We start from the raw sequence: 20,276 nt of genomic DNA on the forward strand, positions 1-20,276 counted from the left end.
GGCGGCACGGCCTCCTCCCCGAGGCTCAGTGTCCGTCCTGCTTCAACCGGTCCTGGGCCTGGCTCGCGATGACGGCGGCCTGGACGCGGCGCTCCACGCCGAGCTTGGCCAGGAGCCGGGAGATGTGGTTCTTCACCGTCTTCTCGGCGAGGTAGAGCCGCTGGCCGATCTGGCGGTTGGTCAGCCCCTCCCCGATCAGGGCCAGGATCTCCCGCTCCCGGTCGGTCAGGTCCGGCAGACCGTCCTCGGGTTCCGGCTCCTTGGTCTGCTCACCGCGCAGCCGGGCCATCAGCCTGGTGGTGGCGCGGGGGTCGAGCAGGGACTGGCCGGCGGCCACCGTGCGGACCGCCGAGACCAGGTCCGAGCCCTGGATCTGCTTCAGCACGTACCCGGACGCACCCGCCATGATCGAGTCCAGCAGCGCCTCCTCGTCGTCGAACGAGGTCAGCATCAGGCAGGCAAGCTCCGGCATGCGCGAACGCAGCTCCCGGCACACGCTCACGCCGTCTCCGTCGGGCAGACGCACATCGAGCACCGCCACGTCGGGGCGCACCGCGGGAACGCGTACCAGGGCCTGCTCGACGGTCCCGGCCTCGCCGATCACGCTGATGTCCGGCTCGTCGTTCAGCAGGTCGCGCACCCCGCGCCGTACCACCTCGTGGTCGTCCAGCAGGAAGACCCGGATCGGGCTCTCGGGGGTGGCCTGCGCACTGTCCGCCATCGACGGCTCCTGTACCTGCGTCGTCTGTCTCCCGCACGCACCGGCATTCTCCCGGTGGACGTCACCGGTCCGTCACCGGCCCGTACCTCTCGAAGATCCTGCGTCATCCCGAACCCGACGGCCAGGGCCGATCGGCCCTCTTCCACCAGGCCCTCCGGTCTTCTCAAGGGCTGCCGGCTTCCGTCACCTGCCCGGCACGACCGCCACCGGACGCGGCGGGCCTGCTCAGGCCGGGCGGGCGGCCAGGGCCGGGCCGTCCCGCCGAGCCAGCCGACGAGCTCGACGTCGCCGGCGCCGCGGGCCGGTTCCTCGCGAGTTGAGGGCCGAACGGCCCTACCGCGGCCGAGCACCGACGCGTTCGAATGTTGATCGAGCATCGCCCGAAATCAGACAGCCGTAAGCGAAGAACATCCGTACGGAAGCCCACCATGACTCTCGACAACGCACGGCCGGTCCCCCCGGGACCCCGCCAGAGCATCGAGCTCGACAGCGACGAAGCCCTGCGGCTGCTCGGCAGCGTGTCCCTGGGGAGGATCGTCTTCACCCGGCACGCGCTGCCGACCATCCGCCCCGTCAACCACATCCTGGACGACGGCGACATCATCATCCGCACCCACGAGGGCGCCGCCCTGACCTCGCACACCCGGCAGACCGACGGCCCGGGCGTGGTCGTGGCCTACGAGGCCGACGCCATCGATCCGGACACCCACCTCGGCTGGAGCGTGGTCGTCACCGGCTACGCCCACCTGGTGACCGACCCGAACGAACTGGCCCGCTACCGGGCACTGCTCCACCCCTGGGTACAGCAGACCATGGACTACGCGGTGCGCATTCGCCCCGACCTGACCACCGGTGTGCTTCTGACCGACCTCACCGACGTCGGCCGGCCCGCGGGTGTCTGACCCGTACCGCCGGCCCCCGTCCGGCACAGGACCTGGGCGGGCTCTCACGTGTACCGGGCGGCCCCCACCATGGGGCCGAGTGGCCCATGGCTCGGATGCGGGCACGTGAAGACGCTGGAGGTGACAGGTCCGTACGTCCGTACCGGAGGCACCTCATGAACGTTCCCCCTACTCCCAGCATGCTGCGGGCGCTGCCCGCCGCACACCGGCAGCGGCTGATGCGCGGCGCCCGGGAGGTGTCGTTCCCCCAGGGCACCCGGCTCTTCGAGGAGGGGGGCCGCGCAGACCGGTTCTGGATCATCCGCACCGGCACCGTCGATCTGGACATGCGCGTGCCGGGCCGGCGCGCTGCCGTCATCGAGACCCTCGGGCACAACGAACTCATCGGCTGGTCCTGGCTGTTCGCCCCGCACACCTGGCACCTGGGCGCCGAGGCGACCAGCCCGGTGCGCGCCTACGAGTTCGACGCCACCGCGGTCCGCTCGATGTGCCAGGACGATCCCGCGCTCGGTGTGACCGTCGCCCAGTGGGTGGGCGACATCCTCGCCCACCGACTGCGTTCGGCCCGCACCCGGCTGCTGGACCTGTACGCGCCCTATGGCAGCGGCAGCCTCCTGTGACGGCACCCGCGCACCCGCGCACGGAAACGACGGAGGAGGCATGATGCACGGCACCCCGCACATCGTCAGCGACGTGATGACTCACACCGTCGCCGCCGTCGGCCGCGACGCCACCTTCAGGGAGATCGTGCGGATGATGCACGACTGGAAGGTCAGCGCCCTGCCCGTCCTGGAGGGCGAGGGCCGCGTCGTCGGGGTCGTGTCCGAGGCCGACCTGCTGCCCAAGGAGGAGTTCCGCGACAGCGACCCCGACCGGCACACGCAGCTCCGGCGCCTGTCCGATCTCGCCAAGGCCGGCGCCGTGACCGCCGGGGAGCTGATGACCTCCCCGGCCCTCACCGTCCTCGCGGACGCGACGCTCGCCCAGGCCGCGAGCACCATGGCACGCGCCAGGGTCAAACGACTTCCCGTCGTCGACCGGCTGGGCATGCTGCAGGGTGTCGTCAGCCGCGCCGACCTGCTGAAGGTGTTCCTGCGCGACGAGGAGGAGATCGCGGAGGAGGTCCGCCGCGAGGTGGTGTCGTATCTCTTCCCCGCGCCGGAGTCCGCCGTACGCGTGGCGGTACGGGGCGGAGTCGTCAAGCTCAGCGGCCGTATGCGGGACACGTCGCTCGTTCCCGTCGCCGCACGCCTCGTACGGGCTGTCGAGGGCGTCGTGGACGTCGAGTTCGACCTCTCCTGGGACGGCCGTTCCTCCGGGTCCAGCGCCCTCGCGTCGGGTGACACCCGGCCCGCCTCACCGTCGTGACGCGCCCCGGTGCCCTTACGACGCAGCGCCCACGAACTCGGCCGCGACATGGGCTGCCCACGCCTGGATGGCGGTGAAGTCCCGGAAGTCGCCGCCCTTGCCGGAACGGAGGATCATCCGGGCGACCCATCCCTTCGCGCCCTCCTCCAGCCGGCCCCCGAAGGTGACGTGCTCCCTTGCGTCGAGCCGGACCATCACCTTCTTCACGCCGGGTACGGGCGGGATGTCCCGCTCCGAGGCCGAGGGGTCGAGCGGTCCGCTGCTGAACAGCCACAGCGGGCGTTCGGCGAGTTCGTGGCGGTGGCGGCGGACGAAGCGGCGGGCGTCCTTGTGCCAGCGCCCGGCGTACAGTGCGCCTCCGACCACCACGGCGTCGTACGGCGCCACGCTCTCCACGGACCGGGCCGGGAGTGCCTCGGCCGTGAGTCCCTCCTTGTCCAGGATCTCCGCGACGGCTTCCGCTATCTGCGCGGTCGACCCGTTCGTCGTTCCATAGGCGACCAGCACTCTGGTGGGCATGGTGGTCCGCCTCCTCTCGGAAAACTGCCGCGTCACGAGCGAGGAAGTTCCGTCCTCGACGCGGACGGCTCCAGTGCCATCCCGGAGCCCGCTTTGTTGTGCTTCATAGCCATTTTCCCTCTCGGCGGCGTCGGCCACCCGATGTCGCGGGTGTCGTTCGAGACCACCACGATGCGCGGCCCCCGGCCGGACAGTACGGTGCTGTTCAGGTGCGCGCCCCAGGCACTGTCCACCACCGCAGGTCGTCGAGCAGGGAGGCGGTATGGCCGGTAACGAGGCGACGGTGCCGCGGAAGGTGTACGAGCCTGAACTGCTACGACTGCAGACGGAGTTGGTGAAGCTGCAGGAGTGGGTGCGGGCGGAGGGCGCACGGCTTGTCGTCGTCTTCGAGGGACGGGACGCGGCGGGCAAGGGCGGCACCATCAAACGGGTCGCCGAGCACCTCAATCCGCGGGTGGCCCGGATCGTGGCCCTGCCGAAACCGACCGAGCGCGAACGCACCCAGTGGTACTTCCAGCGGTACATCGAGCATCTGCCGGCCGCCGGGGAGATCGTGCTGTTCGACCGCAGCTGGTACAACCGCGCCGGGGTCGAGCACGTGATGGGTTTCTGCACGAAGGAGGAGCACCAGCGTTTTCTGCGCCAGTGCCCGATCTTCGAACGGATGCTGGTGGAGGACGGGATCCTGCTGCGCAAGTACTGGTTCTCGGTGAGCGACGACGTGCAGCAGGAGCGGTTCCGGCAGCGGCTGGACGATCCGACGAAACGCTGGAAGCTCTCGCCCATGGATCTGGAGTCGATCACGCGCTGGGAGGCGTACTCCCGGGCCAAGGACGAGATGATGGTGCACACGGACATCGCCGAGGCACCGTGGTACGTCGTGGAGAGCGACAACAAGCGGCGGGCCCGGCTGAACATGATCGCGCATCTGCTGAGCACGGTGCCGTACCGCGACGTGCTGCCGCCCGTGCTCGATCTGCCGCCGCGCCCACCGTCGACCGGCTACGAACGGCCGCCGCGCGATCTGCAGACCTACGTCCCCGACCACGCGGCCGGCCTCTGAGCCGGCCCGCGCGTCATGGCTGCTGCGGCACGACGGCGACCGGGCGGTCGGAGTGGTGCAGCACCGTGTGGGCGACGCGGCCCAGCTGGAACCCGAGGGTCCCCTCCGGCGAAAGGGGCGAGGCGCTCCCGAGCCTCGGGCCGGCCCGCCGGGTTCGACGTCAGCAGGTCTGACGGAGGTAGTCGCTCGCGCCCTTGGGCACGACATCCTGGTCGCGGCGAATGATGCTCAGCCTGCCGCTCCAGCCGGAGCACGCGTTCGACAGGCCCTTCGCCGTGTACTCGACCACGAACACGTTGTCGTCGAACGCCTCGGCGAACTCACCGCACTCGTCCCACTCGCCGCACTCCTCCACCACGGCGAAGTCCAGGCCCACGGAGGCACGCACGGGCAAGAGTTCCAGGGTGTTCTTCTGGGCGATGGCCAGGCCCTTCTCGTGGGCGTGCACCGACAGCAGCTTCATGAACGACTTGGCCTGGTCGGCCGTGAGGTACTTCGGGAAGCGGGTGAAGGTGTCGTAGTTGTCGGGCTCCACGGCCTGGTACCCCTTGGCAGCGCACTCGTCGATCCAGGTGTTCACCTCGGCCGCGACGCGCTTCCGCTTGGCGGCCGTACGGATGTCCAGGACCGCCTCGTCCCAGTCCTCGTCGTAGACGACATCCCCACCGGCGTCGCGCAGCAGCAGGTCGGAGTCCCAGTCGCCCTCCGCGTCCGGCTGTACCTGGAAGGCGTTGAGATGGCAGATGTTGTACACACCGGACGCGGGCGCGTCCTCGTAGCTGCGACTGACCACCCGCACACCGGCCGGCGGGGTGTACGTGCCGCCGATCTGGTAGTCCCACCGCACGTGCTTCGGCGGGAGCGCCACCGTCGAGGCGGCGGAGGCAGAGGCGGAGGCGGGCGCCGACGCGGTGGGCGGCTGGGAAGCGCCGTCCTCGGACGACCCCAGTTTCACTGCCGTGACGCTCAGCCCGGTGACGACCAGGGCTGCGCCGAGGCCGATGAGAACGAGCTGCCCGCGACGTCTGTGACCGGTTCGGGTGCGGTCCGCTCCCCGCTTGCGCCTGGGGGCGGCCGGGCCTGCTGGAACGGGGCGCGTAGCGGGAACCTGGCGTCTGGTCTCCGCCGAGTCGGCCACTTGGCGAGCGACTGGCACGACCCGAGCGACCGGCACGGCCGACGTGGTGGAATCCGGCAGTGCCAGGAGCATGCCGTGCAGCTCGGCCAGATCGGGCCGGGCAGCCGGGTCCTTGTCCAGGCAGCGTTCGGCGATGCTCCGGAGGGGTTCGGCGACTCCGTTCAGGACCGGCGCCTCGTACATCACCTGGTAGCCCGTCAGATAAGGGCTGGCGCCGTCGAACGGACGGTTGCCGGTGGCCGCGTACACCAGCAGCGACCCGAGAGAAAACACGTCCGAGGCCGCGGTGACGTCCCTCGGCGCGGCGAACTGCTCCGGAGACATGAAGGGCGGGGTGCCGATCAACCGCCCGGTCACGGTGAGGGCCTCGTTGTCGACGGCGTGCGAGATGCCGAAGTCGATGACGCGGGGTCCGTCATCGGCCATCAGGACGTTGCTCGGCTTCAGATCACGGTGGACCACACCCGCCCGGTGGATGTCCCGCAGCGCCTCGACAAGGCCCAGCGCGAGCGTGCGCAACTTCGGTCCGCGCAGCGGGCCGTCCTTGGCCACGATGTCCGACAGCGTGCGGCCCGGCACGTACAGCGTCGCCATCCACGGCCGTTCGGCGTCCGGATCGGCGTCCACCACCGGGGCCGTGAACGCCCCGCTCACCCGGCGGGCCGCCGCGACCTCCTGTCTGAAGCGCGTACGGAACTCATCGTCCTGCGCGTACTGCGCGTGCACGACCTTGACCGCGACCCGTCGTCCCGAAGCCGAGCGGCCCAGATAGACGACGCCCATACCACCACTGCCGAGTCGGTCGACCAGCTCATAGCCGCCTATGGACTCCGAATCGCCGGGGCTGAGCGACATCGCCGGTGACCTTTCCCCTGTGCCGTGCTTCGAGAAGCTGTTGAGGGGGCTCAGACTAATACTGAGACCTGTCAGCTAGATCACCACGGCCCTTATCACCGATCTTACCTTTCGGTCCCCGGCACGCGGAGAGGGAGAAAAGACCTTGTGGGCGTGTGGTCCGCGATGAATGCTGACGGCATGACACTTACCGGCGGAAGCGATGCCGCGTAGACGCCCGGCAGCCGTCCGGGCCTCGGTGACCGGACGGGCCGGGCATGGGGCCGAGTTGGTGCGGGGCCTGTCCGGGGCGGCCTCCGAGGCGGTTGCCAGGCTGGAGGCACGGGCCTTCGGCGCGGGTGCCGTGGGACAGGCCTTCTCCACCTGGATGCGGTCGGTACAAGGACCTGCCCGGCGCATGCGGTTCAGTGACGACTACTGCGGCCTCGACGAGTGCTGCCGCCCCCACCTTGCCGCACGCGACCTTCTGGAGTCCGCCGCGCTACGGCTGCCGGCCCGGGCCGCCGGCGAACTCCGGGACCTGCTCAAGCCCTACGACGAGATCTTCGAGTCGCGGTCACTGGCTGATCCGGGAGCGCCGGCGTCGGCGTGGTGGTGGAGGCGCAGATTCGTTCCCTGATGTTCGATGTTCCGGACCGGCAGCCGGCACCTGCTTCACAGCCGAGCCGTCAAGCGTCGGCAGACGGTCAGAGAAGCAGCGCCTGCCAGTACGTCCAGAACCGCGTAGCGACGAGCATCCCGATGACCAGGTACCAGGTCACGGGCACCGCCCAGTGGAACTCCCGTGCCGCCGCGACGAGTCCACGCGGTGCCCGGATGACGCCGTGCCGGAGGTTGTGCACGGTCGTGTACCAGAACATGACGATGGTGGCGGCCCACACGAGCATGCACCACAGGCACAGCGCGCCGATCTCGTAGAGCGCCTGCGTCATGAGCCACATGCAGAAGACGGCGCCGCCGAGGGTCCCGAGGTTCAGACCGAGCCAGTACCAGCGGCGGTAGCGGGCCCCGGCCAGCAGGCCGAACCCTATGGCGGTCACGGCGCCGAAGGCGATGAGGCCGATCACCGGGTTCGGGAAACCGAACACCGCCGCCTGCGCGCTGCGCATCACACTGGTGCAGGACACGACCGGGCTCAGGCTGCACGAGGGCACGTACGCCGCGTTCTCCAGGAGCCTGAACTTGTCGACGGTGATGACGAAGGAGCCGAGGACACCGAGGGCTCCCGTGATCACCAGGAGCCAGGAGAAGGCGGGTCCGGCTCCCGTTCGGGAGTCGTTGCCGTACCGCCGTGGGCCGCGGTCGGACGTGAGGCTGCTCGTACTCACCGTCACCCGCCTCTCGTGGCGCAGGTGTCGGCCCGGCGGGCCGCCTCGCCGCGGCTGCTCGACGCCTTCGGCTCGCGAGCGCCGCCCGCGGGCCACACGACCTCGACCGGTATGCCCTGGGCGCGGGCGTACGCCACGAGATGAGCGGTGGCGTCCGTGCCGTCGGACGGTGAACCGTCCCAGACCGCGAGGACCTTCCGGCTCCCCGCGACGATGCGCTCGTCGGCGCTGATGCGGGCGTGTCGGTCTGCGGGGTCGAATCCCAGCAGCCGGACCTCCGCGGCCAGGCTCAGCAGTTCCGCGGCGCCCGACCGGTCGGGCTCGGGCAGGACGGCGGGCACAGCGTGCTGCGTGGGCAGCAGCACCACGAGCTTCCTTCCCGCCGCCCGCACCACTCGCCCGAACACGACGGGCAGTCCCGCGCCGGCACGTACGAGACCGGCGGCACCGTCCGTCAGACGCTCCAGGCGTTCCCTCAGCTCGGCCTCCACCAACTCCAGCGTGGCCGCGGTCAGATCCGCGTGCCCCACCGCGACGATCACCGCACCACCGCCGGGGCCGTCCTGCTGCCGAACATGCTTGACCTCCTGCCTCGCGAACTGTCGAACGCAGTGAACCCCGGAGTCCTCGTCCGCCGGTAGGGCCGTTGGTCCCCCATGAAGGGCGCATCGGGGAGCTGCGGAGCCAGGGAGAACGTCGTGACGTACTCGACCGGGCACAGGCCTGTTCGGGCTGTTGGAGGACCTGCGGGAGCAGGTCAAGCGGGTGCCGACGAGGGCGCCGTCGCGCAGTTCATCATGCGCTGACATGGTCAGCTTGATCAGCTCTCGACACGAAGCTCCCGTGCCCGGACCTCCCGCCAGAAGGCGTCGACCCTCGCGTTGAAGGTGTCGGGGACCTCCTGGAAGGGTTGATGGGCCTCGCCGGGCAGCACCTCGAACCGCGCCCCGGGGATCCTCTCGGCGACCTCACGACCGAGGCGCTGTGGTGCGGCGATGTCCAGTTCACCGGCCAGTACGAGTGTCGGCGCGGTGATCTCGGACAGGCGGTCGAGCGTGTCGTGCGTCCTGAACGGTTCCAGCTGGCGCTGGAAGGCTTCGACGGACTGCGGATACGGGAAGGCCAGCGTCTCCTCGACGATCCGGTCGACGGTGCCGTCGGCGTGTGCCCGCGGCGTGTAGATCCACAGGAAGAACGCCTCGAGCATCGCGCGCTCGTCCGGCGCCCGCTCGGCCATCCAGTGCCAGAAGCCCGTCATCGCGCGGAAGTAGGCGTCGGTACGGGCAAAGGTGCTCATCAGGACGAGGCTGCGGACGAGCCGGGGATGGCCGAGGGCCAGTTCCTGTGCGATGCAGCTGCCTCCCGAGAAGCCCATGACATGGGCGGCCGGGATCTCCAGGGCGCGCAGGACCGCGGCCGCGTCCTCCGCCATCCCGGGCACCGACATGGGTCCCTCGGGCAACGGCGTACGCCCCGTGCCGCGGTTGTCGTAGGCGGTGACACGGTAGCGGTCGGAGAGCCCGTCGAGCTGCGCCTGCCACGCCTCGGCAGGGTCACTGAGCCCCGCCACGAGCAGGACGTCGGGGCCCTCGCCCCGGCGCTCCACCCAGATCCCGCCGACATCGGTTTGGATCATGTCGCCCATGCCCGGCCACCTGGAACCCTTCCGCGGAGAGCCACGCCCGTTCCCCCCGGACTCACACCGTCCCACAGGTCCCGGCCGGCCGCATGGCCGAAACCGCCGCCGCTGTCTGTGCCGGCGCCCACGCCCTCGCACCGGCTCGAACCGGGGCAGCCGTACCCGGGGGCCTGGCCGGCACCGACCGTGTGGGCAGCACCCGGGCGCCGGGTCCCCGCGCCTTATTCGGCTGCGTTCGGGCGGGCGAGCCCCAGGTCGTAGGCGGTGATGACGGCCTGGATGCGGTCGCGGGCTCCCAGCTTCGCCAGGACGCGGCCGACATACGTCTTCACGGTGGACTCCGACAGCACCAGCCGCTCGGCGATCTCGCCGTTGGTCCAGCCCTGGCCGATGGCGACGAAGATCTCGCGCTCGCGCTCGGTCAGCGAACGGAATCTGGGGTCGTCCTCCGGTGTGCGGCTCGGCGACGCCTGGGGCAGGTGCTGGGCGTAGGCGTCGAGCAGTCGGCGGGTGAGTGCGGGGGCGATGACGGCGTCGCCTCCCGCGACCGCGCGGATACCGGCGAGGAGTTCGTCCGGTTGGGCGTCCTTGAGGAGGAAGCCGCTGGCTCCGGCGCGCAGGGCGGCGTGAGCGTACTCGTCCAGGTCGAAGGTGGTCAGGACGAGGACGCGGGAGCGGCCGCCGGAGGCGACGATGCGGCGGGTGGCCTCGATGCCGTCCGTGCCGGGCATCCGGATGTCCATGAGGATCACGTCCGGGCGGAGTTCGGCGGCCATGCGGACGGCCTCGCCGCCGTGTTCCGCCTCACCGACGACCTCCGTGTCGGGCGAGCTCTCCAGGAGCATGCGGAAGCCGAAGCGTTGCAGTGGCTGGTCGTCCACGATGAGCACGGTGGTCACGCCGCACCGCCCGCGCGGGCAGGGCTGGGAAGACCGTTGAGAGGGGTGAGGTCGAGGACCGCCCGCACCGTCCATCCTCCGCCGGGAGCGGGTCCCGCGGTGACGGTCCCGTTGTACAGGGCTGCGCGTTCTCTCATACCGGTGAGACCTTGTCCTTGGCCGTCGGACGGTTCGGGCCGGGCGGCTCCCGGACCCGGGCCGGTGTCCTGGACGTCGATGCGCAGTTCCCTGTCCTCAGCGGTCACCGCGAGGTCGATCCGCGTGTCGCGACCAGCGTGTTTGAGGGCGTTGGTGAGCGCCTCCTGGACGATACGGTAGACGGTCAGCTGGACACCACGGTCCGGGCTGTCCAGGTCGCCGCTGGTGCGGTAGACGACCTGCGGACCCGCGGCGCGGATACGGGCGCACAGGGCATTGATGTCCACGATGCGCGGCTGCGGGCTGAGCTGGGTGGCGTCGGGAGTGTCGTGATGGTCGCGCAGCACGCCCAGCGTGCGGCGCAGTTCCCCCAGTGCCTGGCGTCCCGTGTCACCGATCATGAGCAGAGCCTGCTTGCCGCGTTCGGGGGTGTTGTCGGCCGCCCGTGCGCCGCCGTCCGCGAGGGTGATGATGACGGAGAGGTTGTGGCCGACGATGTCGTGCATCTCGCGGGCGACCCGGGCACGCTCGGCGGCCGCGGCCAGCCGGCTGCGCTGGTCGCGTTCGATCTCCAGGCGGGCCGCGCGGTCGTGCAGGGCCGCGAGCTGGGCCCGCCGCACGCGTACGGCGAGGCCCAGCGCGACCGCGGCGATGATGGTGGTGCACAGGAAGAACAGCCCGTCCACGATCGACACGTCGCCCCGCAGCCGCAGGGCGACCAGTCCGAGTGCGACCGCCAGCACGGCGCAGGCCACGGGCAGATGGCGCGGCCGCCCGCGCAGGGCGAGGTTGTAGAGGGCGATCAGCGCGGCCACGCCTGCGCGCAGCCAGACGCCCAGAGCGCACTGGACGAGGAGCACCGCGGCGATCACGGTGAACGTCAGGGCCGGTCTTCTGCGCCGCCACAGCAAGGGCAGCAGCAGTCCCGCCTGCAGGGTGATCGTCCACGGCCAGGGCAGGCTGACGAAGGCGATGTCGATTTTCTGCGGGCGTTCCCCGGACATCAGGTCGGGCACGCACAGCACGGGGATCAGAGCGACGACCAGACCTGCGTCCAGCAGCCATGGATGGTTCCGGTCGGTCTGTCTGAAGCGCCGGCCGATGCCGGCCATCCGCCTGACCAGCGGGTGGTCCCACATGGCCGCTGTTTCTGCAGATGACAGGCGGGGGTCGGTCCCCGGCGGGGCGGTGTAGTCGGTGCTCATGGGTGTCACCTGTCCATCGTGGTTCACAACGGCCGGGCGGCACGGCAACCGACCAGGTCGGTACCGCACCGCCCGCGAGCAGGGGCCGTATCACGCATCCTTGCGCACCAGACGGTACGCGGCGCCCGCCAGTGCGAGCGCGGTCCAGCCGAGGAGGACCAGGAGCCCGGCGGTGGGCGAGAGGCTCGCCGCGTCGTGGGTCAGCGAGTACATCGACTCACCCGCGTTGCTGGGCAGGTACTTGCTGACGTCGTCCTGCCACGAGTTGGGCAGCAGCGAGGTCAGGCCGGGCACCAGCATCAGCGTGCCGACCAGGACGGCGATACCGCCCGCGACGGAGCGGAACAGCGCGCCCAGCGCGGTGCCGATCACGGCGATCAGACCGAGGTACAGGCCTGCGCCCAGCAGGCCGCGTACGACCCCGGAGTCGGACAGCGAGAGCTCCGCCGCCGTGCCGGACACCAGTTCGTTCGCGATCGGGAAGGCGATGAAGGCGCCGATGGCACCGAGGGCGAAAGCGACGAGGCCGAACACCGCCGACTTCGACCACAGCACCGGCAGTCGGCGCGGGACCGCGGCGAGCGTGGAGCGGATCATGCCGGTGGAGTACTCGCCGGCGGTGACCAGCACGCCCAGGACGCCGAACGCCATCTGTGCCAGTGAGATGCCGAACAGGGAGAGGCTGAGCGCCGTGCCGTTGCTCAGATCCCCGTTGGGACCGCTGCCGTCCGGGCCGCCTCCGGACTCGTACTGCCAGGCGGCGATGACGCCGAACGCGATCAGGAACACCAGGCCCAGGCCCAGGGTGATCCAGGTGGAGCGGAGCGTCCACAGTTTGGACCACTCCGAGCGCAGGACCCTCAGGCCGGTGACCTTGTACCGCGGACCTGACCGCTGTGCGGCCGCGGGCGGCGGCGCGGGGGTGGCGCTGTGGGTCTCGGTCATCGTGGTCATGCCGCCCTCCCGGAGGTGTCGACGGTGCCGGCGCCGTGGTACTCGACGGCGTCGTGGGTCAGTTCCATGAAGGCCTGCTCCAGGGAGACGGTCCTGGAGCTGAGCTCGAACAGGGCGATGCCGTGCTCGGCGGCCTTGAGTCCGATGGCGCGCGCGGACAGTCCGGTCACGTGCAGGTGCTCGGAGCCGACCTCGCCGCTGATCTCGACGCCGGGGCCGGAGAGGATCTCCCGCAGGCGGGCGGGCTGGTCGCTGGCCACGGTCACCGCGTCCCCGCCGTGCATGCGCACCAGCTCCCGCACGGTGGTGTCGGCCAGCAGACGTCCGCGCCCGACGATGATCAGGTGGTCGGCGACCAGTGCCATCTCGCTCATGAGGTGGGACGAGACGAAGACCGTGCGGCCCTCTTCGGCAAGTCCGGTGAGCAGGTTGCGGATCCACAGGACTCCGTCGGGGTCCAGCCCGTTGACCGGTTCGTCGAGCATGACGGTGGCCGGGTCACCCAGGAGTGCCGCGGCGATGCCCAGGCGCTGGCCCATACCGAGGGAGAAGGCACCGGCCCGCTTCCTGGCCACCGCCTGCAGGCCGGTCAGTTCGATGACCTCCTCCACCCGGCGGCGCGGAATGCCGTGGGTGTGGGCCTGCACCATCAGGTGGTCGAACGCGGACCGGCCCGGGTGGATCGACCTGGCCTCCAACAGCGCGCCGATCTCCTGCAACGGCGCGGAGTGCTGGGCATAGCGCTTGCCGTTGACCTTCACACTGCCGCTGGTCGGTGCGTCCAGTCCCACGATCATGCGCATGGTGGTGGACTTGCCGGCACCGTTCGGGCCGAGGAATCCGGTGACGGTGCCAGGCCTGACGACGAAGTCCAGGCGGTCGACCGCCGTCTTCTCGCCGTACCGCTTCGTCAGCTGCTGTACCTCGATCACGGTCACTCCCTCACGTCTGGCCACTGGCCTCTACCGGGCTTCGTTCACCGGTAACGCTAGGAGTCCGGGAACCGGAGACCTTGGTACCCAGGAGAGCAATGACGGGGAGGCGGTGGTACCGCGGTACCACCTGGAACGTCCGTACCGTGCCCCCGGGTTCGGTGGACGGAACGCGCGATGTCAGTGGCCGTGGCCCGCGACGCACGCCCGACGCACGGCCGCGTACGAGCACCGCTGGAACCGCTTCGAACCGCTCCCCGCAGCGCAGGCCTTCCCGGCCGCGTCCCCCTCAGTGGCGGCACCCCGAAGCCGGCGCCGAGGCGGGGTGCCCGCGAACCGTTTACTCGACGGCTGTCAGACGCGCGCTGATCCTGCGTGCGTCAGCCCTGCGCGCCACCGGATCGGCGTGACGGTACCGACCGTCCTTGTCGTCGGCCCCGGCCGGCTCCGCCCGGGACTATGAGCGCTCCATCACATGCTTGAGCCTGATCAGGTCGGCGAACACGGCCTCCGCATCGCGTTCGAAGTCCACGTCACTCGTCCCCGGCTGCCGGCGAAGAGTGAACACGACCTCGCACCCGGCGCCGTCGACGGTCACCCGCACCGGATTGTGGAAGGTCTCACCCGTGGGCAACGTGACGTCGTGGTCGAGTACGCCGAACTCGTTCCTGGCCGCGAAGGCGACCACGGCCCGCCCCATGGGTGACTCCACGATCCATTGCCCATCGACCCTTTCGACGGAGCTACACAGCCCGGGAGCCCACTCAGGCAGGTTGGACGGGTTCGACGCGTAGTCGTACACCTCCTCGGCGAGCCGATCGATATGTGTGCTGATGTGCCGGGAGTCCGAAACCTCGGTGTCCATGGCCGCGACGCTATCGGGCCGCTGCCGACGCCGTCTTGAACAGATCGGTCACGGCAGGCAGGTGGTCGGTCGAGGATGAGGACCCGCCCGAAGGAGGCGTACACCACCCGCAGCAGCGTCGACTCCGGATCGGTGCCGTGGAGCGGCACCGCCACCGGGATGAGCGCCCGACGGGATCGGGTCCAGGCACTCGACGGTGGAGGCGGTCACCGCCCACGGCACGGGGACGGAGCCGATCACCACACCCGGGGACACCACCCCCAGGACCACCACCAGACCAGCCGGACCGGCGAGCCCGCGCAGCGCGGTGACGGCGCCCGGGCCGCGCCGACCGGGGCCCCGCCGGGACCGGTACCGGTCCCGGCGGACTCCCCCTTCACGGACGCGATGACCGACGGTGTCACGGGAACAGCGCCTCCAGGTCGGGCTTCTTGTCACCGAAGAGTCCGTCCTGCTCACCGAGCGAGGCCAGCTTCTCCAGCGAGGCCATGTCGTACTCCGCGGGCCACGACGGCAGCGTCAGGTTCTTCAGCACCTCGCCGTCGATCTTCGTGTAGGTGGTGAGGATCTGCCGCGCCTCGTCCGGGTGTGCGGAGGCGTACGTGAGCGACTCGGTCATCGCCTCGGCGAACTTCTTCACCAGGTCGGGGTTTTCCTTCGTCAGCCGGGTCGAGGTGAAGTAGGTCGCCAGCGTGAGCTTGGGGTCGGTCTCGGCGAACGGCGACGTGACGACCCGGGCTCCCTGGGACTTCGCGATGGTCAGCGCCGGCTCGGCCATCCAGGCCGCGTCCACCTGGCCGCCGTCGAGGGCGGCCGGCATCTGATCGAAGGCCAGTTCGACGAACTCCACCTTGGAGGGATCACCGCCGTCCTTGCGGACCGCCTCGCGCACCGTGGTGTCACCGATGTTCTGCAGGGTGTTGACCGCAACCGTTTTTCCGGCGAGGTCCTTGGCCGACTTGACCGGGCTGCTCTTCTTGACCGCCACGCCGCTGACGTCCGCCTCGGTGTCGCCGGTGGTGGCCGAGCCGTTGGCCACCGACGTCACCGGAACTCCCTTGGTCTGGGCGATCATCAGCGACGTGGTGTTGCTGAAGCCGAACTGGAACTGTCCGCTCACCACACCGGGAATGATCGCGGCGCCACCCTGGGCGCTCTCCATCTTCAGATCGATGCCGCGGCTGCTGAAGAAGCCCTTCTTCCGGCCCAGATAGAGCGGTGCCACATCACCGATCGGAACGATGCCGACCTTGACCTCGGTGGCCTTGCCGCTACCCGAAGGCAAGGAACCACTCGTCCCGCCGGACGAGGATCCGCATCCGGCCGTACCGGCGACCGTGACCACTGCTATCGCAAGCCCGAGAATGCGCCGTCGCATAGGGCTCCTCCTGACGGAAGCACGAAAGGGAAATGGTGCGCATTTTGCGCATTTATGAACTGAATTGAGCGAGTTGGGCGGACGCTATGCCGTTGCCGGACAAGTCGTCAATGGAGGCTCTGGGGAATTTTCAGTGGACTTGCCCGGCGCTTCCGTCGGCACGCGACGAGGGGCGCCGTTTCATCGCGCGGGGCAGCTCGCCGGCCACGAGGGCCCCGGCTGATGTTGTGCAGCTTCTTGACGCGCGCAATCTACACGCCTACCTTCGCGGTGTCATTCCCCCGGACGAAGAAGACCGCGAAGGCCTGATCCAGCCGCCGGGCCGGGCTCATACAGAACGACCGCACAGGTCGATCCGTGGAGCGGCCCGCTTTCCGGTGGCCGCGCTCGTCGGACAAGGAGGCCTCTCCCGCGCTCCTGCCAGGAGCGCGGGCGGGTCCGACCGCGGACCGCACCGCCGTCACTCCCGGACCATCCAGGTTCGCGGCCGGTCCCGGACGGGACGCCGAACAAGTCGCACTGCGCCCGCCCCCTCTCCTCGCCAGGAAAAAGGAGCTCGCTTCGTGAAGTCCCGCATCCTCAGACGTACGCTCGTCGCCCTGGCGGCGCTGCTGCTCGCCGCGCCCCTCACTTCGGCTGCGCAGGCGGCAGGGACCGGCGCCCATCTCGAAGGCACGCTGCCCTCCGGTGCGACCTACGTGATGGACAGGCCGGAAGCCTGGAACGGCACGGTCCTGTTGTACAGCCATGGCTACAACCCGGCCGGGCTGCCCAATCCCGCGCGGAACGCCCCCGACGACTCCACCAAGTCCCTTCTGCTGAAGGAGGGTTACGCGCTCATCGGCTCTTCCTACGCGAGCAACGGCTGGGCGGTGAGCGACGCGATACCGGACCAGCTCGCCACACTCGACGCCTTCACCTCGCACTTCGGCCCGGCCCGGCGCACCATCGCCTGGGGCACCTCCTACGGCGGGCTGGTGACCTCGCTGATCGCCGAGCGCCACCCTGCACGCATCAGCGGATCGCTGTCCATGTGCGGCCTGCTCCAGGGCGGCGTGGCCAACTGGAACAACACCCTCGACGCGGTCTTCGCGCTGAAGACACTGCTCGCCCCCGGAGCGGACATCCGCCTGACCGGTCTGGAGAGCCAGGCGGCCGCCGCCGAGGCGTCCGCCACTCTGGCCGGCGCCGTCACCGAGGCCCAGAACACGGCCTCGGGCCGGGCCCGTATCGCGCTGGCCGCCGCCCTTCAGGACATCCCCGGCTGGAACGACCCCTCCCAGACTCGGCCGGGACCGACCGACTGGGACGCCCAGCAGGCCAACCAGTACCAGGCGCTCATGCTGCAGGTGAGGTTCCCGGCCTTCTCCTGGCGGCAGGAGGCCGAAAGCCGGGTCGGGGGCAACATGTCCTGGAACACCGGCGTCGACTACGCCACGATGCTCCACCGCTCCCCGCTGTACAAGGAGGTCGGCGAGCTCTACTCCAAGGCCGGTCTGTCCCTGCACGGGGACCTCGCCACGCTGAACCGCGCACCCCGGATCGCCGCCGACGCCGAGGCCGTCGAACGGATGGCCCGCACAAGCTCCTTCAGCGGCCGGCTGACCAAGCCACAACTGACCGTGCACACCACGGGTGACGGCCTCATCCCGGTACCGGCGGAGAACGCATACCGCAGGGCGGTCACCGCCGCGGGCTCCGCCCCCTTGCTGCGCCAGGCCTACGTCGACAACGCGGGCCACTGCACGTTCAGCAGTGCCGAGCAGGCCGCCGCCCTGCAGGCCCTGGAGACCCGTATCGCCACGGGCAACTGGCAGGGCGTCGGTCCCGCCGCCCTCAACGCCCGCGCCACGCGGGCCGATCCGTCCGTACCCGCGCGCTACGTCGGCTACCGCCCGGCACCGTTCCCGCGCCCCTACGACCTGGCCCACCCCGCCGACCGGTACCGGCCCTGAGTCAGCGCCGCCCGCCGTGCCCACGGCGGGCGGCCGTCCCCTTGCCGACGAGACGCTCCCCCGGGTGAGCCGCTCCGGCGGGGACGGCGTTGCACCCCCGCGCCGCCCAGGACTCCCCGAGTGGCCCCCCGGCTGCGCCCCAGTCGCCTGTCACTTCCCGGCCGCGTGCCCGACGACGGAGGCGACGTACTCGAAGGCCGTGGCCTCGAGGAGTTCACGCAGTTCCCTGGCGAGTTCCTGGGCGGCCTCGCCGTGCCAGCCCGTCGGCAGCAGTTGTGCCGGCAACCCCGGATCCAGGTAGGGAAAGCGCATCCACTGCTCCAGGGCCAGGGTGTGGACGGCGAAGGCGTCGCCGGGTTCGGAGATACCGCCCGGTTCCCTGACGGCCGTCAGCACCGGGGACCAGGAGCCCAGGTACTTGTCGTACGAGGCGGCGAGTTCTTCCAGGTTCCAGGCGCGGCGGGCGAGCTCGGCGGTGTCGCCGAGACCTTCGTGGCGGGCGGTGAAGGCGTCGACGTACTGTTCCAGCCCGAGCCTGCGCACCCATTTCAGAACAGCGGGAAGGACACGGGCGGGAGCGATCCACAGGCCGCTGTCGAGCTGGCCCATACCGAGCCACACGAGTCGTTTGCGCAGGGTGTACCGCTTCTCCCGCTCGGCTTCGGGGACCGAGAAGGACACGATGGCCCAGCCGTCCTCCAGGCGGGCCGGCGACAGCGGGGCGTAGACGACCTCGTCGCCCTCCTCGAAGATGAGCTGCGCCTTGGCGGTCGCGGCATAGCCGCGGACCGTGCCGCGCCGCTGCGGCGCCAGCAGGTCGCGGCGGGTCATCCGGGTCACCGCCGAGCGCGTGGCCTGGGCCGGTACTCCCAGCCGCTCCATGAGCGTGATCAGGTCGGCCACCGAGCACCAGCCCCGCACCAGCGGCGAGTAGCGCCCGTAGACGGCCAGGACCAGCAGCTGGGTGCTGTTCTTCGCCTCGTCCTGCGGTAGATCCACACCCAGCTTCATACCTCATCTCGCTCCCCGGCTTCACACACCCCCGGTTTTATGTCGCACTGCTTCCGGTCGCGCGTTATCCGACATACCCTGTGCCCGTTCCACACCGCCACGGCGGAGGTACCACCGAGGAGACACCACCCGTATGAAGCGCGAGATCTACGACACTGAGCACGAGGACTTCCGGGCCATGGTCCGGGCCTTCACCGCCAAAGAGGTCACCCCGCACCTCGCCTCCTGGGAGGCCGCCGGCCAGGTCGACCGTTCTCTGTACCGGGCCGCGGGCTCCGCCGGACTGCTCGGACTGGGCGTGGAGGAGGAGTACGGAGGAAGCGGCGTGGACGACTTCCGCTACAACGCGGTGCTCAACGAGGAGCTGTGCCGTGCGGGCGCCACCTCGGTCGCCATGAACATCAACGGCTTCACCGATCTGATCGCCCCCTACTTCCGCGAGCTCGCCACCCCTGAGCAGAAGGCTCGCTGGCTGCCGGGGCTCACCGAGGGCACCCTGGTCGCGGCCATCGCGATGACCGAGCCCGGCGCCGGCAGCGATCTGCGTGGGATACGTACGCGTGCCGAACGGACGGCGGACGGTTACCTGCTGAACGGCACGAAGACCTTCATCAGCAACGGCGTCCTCGCCGACCTCGTGATCGTCGTGGCCCGTACGACCGCCGAGGACGGGCAGGAAGCGCTCAGCCTCCTGGTGGTGGAGCGGGGCATGCCCGGGTTCGAACGCGGCCGCAAGCTCGACAAGATCGGCCTGTCCGCCCAGGACACCGCCGAACTGTCCTTCACCGACGTCCCCGTTCCGGCCGCCAACCTGCTCGGCGAGGACGGACACGGCATGGCGTACCTGAAGCGGAACCTCCCACAGGAGCGCGTCAGCGTCACCGTGATGGCCGCCGCCACCATGCGCCGCGTCCTGGAGGAGACCATCGCCTACACCCGGGACCGCATCGTCTTCGGACGCCCGCTCTCGTCCCTCCAGGCAACCCGCTTCACCCTGGCCGAACTGGCGACCGAGACCGAGATCGCCCAGACCTTCACGGACCGCTGCATCGGCGAACTAGCCGCCGGCCGCCTGACGGACACCGAGGCCGCCATGGCCAAATGGTGGGTGACCGAACGCCAGCAGCACCTCGTCTCCCGCTGCCTGCAACTGCACGGCGGCTACGGCTACATGACGGAGTATCCGATCGCCAGGGACTTCGTCGACACACGCGCCACCACCCTGTTCGCCGGCGCGACAGAAGTCATGAAAGAGATCATCGGCAAGTCGCTGCTCCGCTGACGGTGCGGCACAGGCCGCACGCCGGACCCGGCGGCCGCAGCCGCCCCTCATTTCCCCTCCCTCTCAGGCCTCTCGCCGCCACTCCTCTTGACACACCCTCAGAGAGGCCTCTAGCGTCTGGCCG

At 70.2% G+C, this 20,276-nt stretch carries 20 protein-coding genes; 7 read left to right on the forward strand and 13 right to left on the reverse strand.

All coding sequences use genetic code 11. From position 1 onward, the window contains the following. Window positions 1-25: 25 nt before the first annotated feature. Window positions 26-721 (reverse strand): response regulator, encoded by a 696-nt coding sequence (locus FNH04_RS01480; protein ID WP_152779479.1) that lies wholly within the window; start codon window positions 719-721, stop codon window positions 26-28. A 428-nt stretch (window positions 722-1,149) separates the two neighbouring features. On the opposite strand from FNH04_RS01480, the gene FNH04_RS01485 reads away from it, so the two are divergent. From FNH04_RS01485 to FNH04_RS01495, 3 genes are all read left to right on the forward strand, one after another. Next, window positions 1,150-1,623 (forward strand): pyridoxamine 5'-phosphate oxidase family protein, encoded by a 474-nt coding sequence (locus FNH04_RS01485; protein ID WP_152779482.1) that lies wholly within the window; start codon window positions 1,150-1,152, stop codon window positions 1,621-1,623. Window positions 1,624-1,778: 155 nt separating this feature from the next. Continuing rightward, window positions 1,779-2,243 (forward strand): Crp/Fnr family transcriptional regulator, encoded by a 465-nt coding sequence (locus tag FNH04_RS01490; RefSeq protein WP_152779484.1) that lies wholly within the window; start codon window positions 1,779-1,781, stop codon window positions 2,241-2,243. Window positions 2,244-2,286: 43 nt separating this feature from the next. After that, a complete protein-coding gene (locus FNH04_RS01495; protein WP_152779565.1) occupies window positions 2,287-2,991 on the forward strand; it encodes a CBS domain-containing protein in 705 nt (234 codons plus the stop codon). Window positions 2,992-3,006: 15 nt separating this feature from the next. Here the strand turns inward: FNH04_RS01495 and FNH04_RS01500 are convergent, their stop codons facing one another. Next, window positions 3,007-3,510: a flavodoxin domain-containing protein gene (locus FNH04_RS01500; protein ID WP_152779486.1), complete on the reverse strand. Its 504-nt coding sequence runs from the start codon at window positions 3,508-3,510 to the stop codon at window positions 3,007-3,009. A 262-nt stretch (window positions 3,511-3,772) separates the two neighbouring features. Here FNH04_RS01500 and ppk2 point away from each other — a divergent pair, with 262 nt between their 5' ends. Next, window positions 3,773-4,573, forward strand: a complete 801-nt coding sequence (gene ppk2, locus FNH04_RS01505; protein WP_152779488.1) for a polyphosphate kinase 2 — start codon at window positions 3,773-3,775, stop codon at window positions 4,571-4,573. Between the two features lie 160 nt (window positions 4,574-4,733). Here ppk2 and FNH04_RS01510 read toward each other — a convergent pair whose 3' ends face one another. After that, on the reverse strand, window positions 4,734-6,566 hold the full coding sequence (locus FNH04_RS01510) for an endo alpha-1,4 polygalactosaminidase (RefSeq protein WP_152779490.1): 1,833 nt from the start codon (window positions 6,564-6,566) through the stop codon (window positions 4,734-4,736). Window positions 6,567-6,768: 202 nt separating this feature from the next. On the opposite strand from FNH04_RS01510, the gene FNH04_RS01515 reads away from it, so the two are divergent. Next, a complete protein-coding gene (locus FNH04_RS01515; protein ID WP_152779492.1) occupies window positions 6,769-7,185 on the forward strand; it encodes a hypothetical protein in 417 nt (138 codons plus the stop codon). A gap of 67 nt (window positions 7,186-7,252) precedes the next feature. On the opposite strand, the gene FNH04_RS01520 is transcribed toward FNH04_RS01515, so the two are convergent. The 9 genes from FNH04_RS01520 to FNH04_RS01565 all read right to left on the reverse strand — a co-directional run bounded on the left by FNH04_RS01520 (window position 7,253) and on the right by FNH04_RS01565 (window position 15,904). After that, on the reverse strand, window positions 7,253-7,894 hold the full coding sequence (locus tag FNH04_RS01520) for a vitamin K epoxide reductase family protein (RefSeq protein WP_322722347.1): 642 nt from the start codon (window positions 7,892-7,894) through the stop codon (window positions 7,253-7,255). A gap of 2 nt (window positions 7,895-7,896) precedes the next feature. Next, window positions 7,897-8,436, reverse strand: a complete 540-nt coding sequence (locus FNH04_RS01525) for a hypothetical protein (RefSeq protein WP_386574514.1) — start codon at window positions 8,434-8,436, stop codon at window positions 7,897-7,899. A 278-nt stretch (window positions 8,437-8,714) separates the two neighbouring features. Beyond that, window positions 8,715-9,539 (reverse strand): alpha/beta fold hydrolase, encoded by an 825-nt coding sequence (locus FNH04_RS01530; protein WP_152779494.1) that lies wholly within the window; start codon window positions 9,537-9,539, stop codon window positions 8,715-8,717. 215 nt (window positions 9,540-9,754) lie between these two features. Next, window positions 9,755-10,432, reverse strand: a complete 678-nt coding sequence (locus FNH04_RS01535; RefSeq protein ID WP_322722349.1) for a response regulator transcription factor — start codon at window positions 10,430-10,432, stop codon at window positions 9,755-9,757. Continuing rightward, window positions 10,429-11,775, reverse strand: coding sequence for a sensor histidine kinase (locus FNH04_RS01540; RefSeq protein WP_152779498.1), 1,347 nt, complete (start codon window positions 11,773-11,775; stop codon window positions 10,429-10,431). The genes FNH04_RS01535 and FNH04_RS01540 overlap by 4 nt, the downstream gene beginning before the upstream one ends. Window positions 11,776-11,865: 90 nt before the next feature. After that, window positions 11,866-12,729, reverse strand: a complete 864-nt coding sequence (locus tag FNH04_RS01545) for an ABC transporter permease (protein WP_152779500.1) — start codon at window positions 12,727-12,729, stop codon at window positions 11,866-11,868. Further along, the gene (locus tag FNH04_RS01550; protein WP_322722352.1) at window positions 12,726-13,661 is read right to left on the reverse strand and encodes an ABC transporter ATP-binding protein; all 936 of its coding nucleotides are present in this window, start codon (window positions 13,659-13,661) and stop codon (window positions 12,726-12,728) included. Before FNH04_RS01550 ends, FNH04_RS01545 begins: the two co-directional genes overlap by 4 nt. A gap of 457 nt (window positions 13,662-14,118) precedes the next feature. Continuing rightward, on the reverse strand, window positions 14,119-14,526 hold the full coding sequence (locus FNH04_RS01555) for an SRPBCC family protein (protein WP_152779502.1): 408 nt from the start codon (window positions 14,524-14,526) through the stop codon (window positions 14,119-14,121). A gap of 400 nt (window positions 14,527-14,926) precedes the next feature. Further along, window positions 14,927-15,904 carry an ABC transporter substrate-binding protein gene (locus FNH04_RS01565; protein WP_152779504.1) on the reverse strand — a complete coding sequence of 326 codons (978 nt, stop codon included), beginning with the start codon at window positions 15,902-15,904 and terminating at the stop codon, window positions 14,927-14,929. 563 nt (window positions 15,905-16,467) lie between these two features. Here FNH04_RS01565 and FNH04_RS01570 point away from each other — a divergent pair. Continuing rightward, window positions 16,468-17,859, forward strand: coding sequence for an alpha/beta hydrolase family protein (locus tag FNH04_RS01570; RefSeq protein ID WP_386574518.1), 1,392 nt, complete (start codon window positions 16,468-16,470; stop codon window positions 17,857-17,859). A gap of 150 nt (window positions 17,860-18,009) precedes the next feature. Here FNH04_RS01570 and FNH04_RS01575 read toward each other — a convergent pair whose 3' ends face one another. Beyond that, window positions 18,010-18,870 carry a PaaX family transcriptional regulator gene (locus FNH04_RS01575; RefSeq protein WP_152779506.1) on the reverse strand — a complete coding sequence of 287 codons (861 nt, stop codon included), beginning with the start codon at window positions 18,868-18,870 and terminating at the stop codon, window positions 18,010-18,012. A 133-nt stretch (window positions 18,871-19,003) separates the two neighbouring features. Here FNH04_RS01575 and FNH04_RS01580 point away from each other — a divergent pair, with 133 nt between their 5' ends. Beyond that, window positions 19,004-20,152: an acyl-CoA dehydrogenase family protein gene (locus FNH04_RS01580; protein ID WP_152779508.1), complete on the forward strand. Its 1,149-nt coding sequence runs from the start codon at window positions 19,004-19,006 to the stop codon at window positions 20,150-20,152. Window positions 20,153-20,276 lie beyond the last annotated feature (124 nt).

The sequence above is a fragment of the Streptomyces phyllanthi genome, assembly GCF_009377205.1.
In the GTDB taxonomy this organism is placed as follows: domain Bacteria; phylum Actinomycetota; class Actinomycetes; order Streptomycetales; family Streptomycetaceae; genus Streptomyces; species Streptomyces phyllanthi.

What these genes read in the sequence shown, in the direction of transcription:
- FNH04_RS01555 (WP_152779502.1), bottom strand. Translation starts at nt 14,526, where the DNA reads ATGGACACCGAGGTTTCGGACTCCCGGCACATCAGCACACATATCGAT.
- FNH04_RS01540 (WP_152779498.1), bottom strand. Translation starts at nt 11,775, where the DNA reads ATGAGCACCGACTACACCGCCCCGCCGGGGACCGACCCCCGCCTGTCA.
- FNH04_RS01500 (WP_152779486.1), bottom strand. Translation starts at nt 3,510, where the DNA reads ATGCCCACCAGAGTGCTGGTCGCCTATGGAACGACGAACGGGTCGACC.
- FNH04_RS01490 (WP_152779484.1), top strand. Translation starts at nt 1,779, where the DNA reads ATGAACGTTCCCCCTACTCCCAGCATGCTGCGGGCGCTGCCCGCCGCA.
- ppk2 (WP_152779488.1), top strand. Translation starts at nt 3,773, where the DNA reads ATGGCCGGTAACGAGGCGACGGTGCCGCGGAAGGTGTACGAGCCTGAA.
- FNH04_RS01545 (WP_152779500.1), bottom strand. Translation starts at nt 12,729, where the DNA reads ATGACCACGATGACCGAGACCCACAGCGCCACCCCCGCGCCGCCGCCC.
- FNH04_RS01495 (WP_152779565.1), top strand. Translation starts at nt 2,287, where the DNA reads ATGCACGGCACCCCGCACATCGTCAGCGACGTGATGACTCACACCGTC.
- FNH04_RS01515 (WP_152779492.1), top strand. Translation starts at nt 6,769, where the DNA reads ATGCCGCGTAGACGCCCGGCAGCCGTCCGGGCCTCGGTGACCGGACGG.
- FNH04_RS01485 (WP_152779482.1), top strand. Translation starts at nt 1,150, where the DNA reads ATGACTCTCGACAACGCACGGCCGGTCCCCCCGGGACCCCGCCAGAGC.
- FNH04_RS01575 (WP_152779506.1), bottom strand. Translation starts at nt 18,870, where the DNA reads ATGAAGCTGGGTGTGGATCTACCGCAGGACGAGGCGAAGAACAGCACC.
- FNH04_RS01530 (WP_152779494.1), bottom strand. Translation starts at nt 9,539, where the DNA reads ATGGGCGACATGATCCAAACCGATGTCGGCGGGATCTGGGTGGAGCGC.
- FNH04_RS01580 (WP_152779508.1), top strand. Translation starts at nt 19,004, where the DNA reads ATGAAGCGCGAGATCTACGACACTGAGCACGAGGACTTCCGGGCCATG.
- FNH04_RS01565 (WP_152779504.1), bottom strand. Translation starts at nt 15,904, where the DNA reads ATGCGACGGCGCATTCTCGGGCTTGCGATAGCAGTGGTCACGGTCGCC.
- FNH04_RS01480 (WP_152779479.1), bottom strand. Translation starts at nt 721, where the DNA reads ATGGCGGACAGTGCGCAGGCCACCCCCGAGAGCCCGATCCGGGTCTTC.
- FNH04_RS01510 (WP_152779490.1), bottom strand. Translation starts at nt 6,566, where the DNA reads ATGTCGCTCAGCCCCGGCGATTCGGAGTCCATAGGCGGCTATGAGCTG.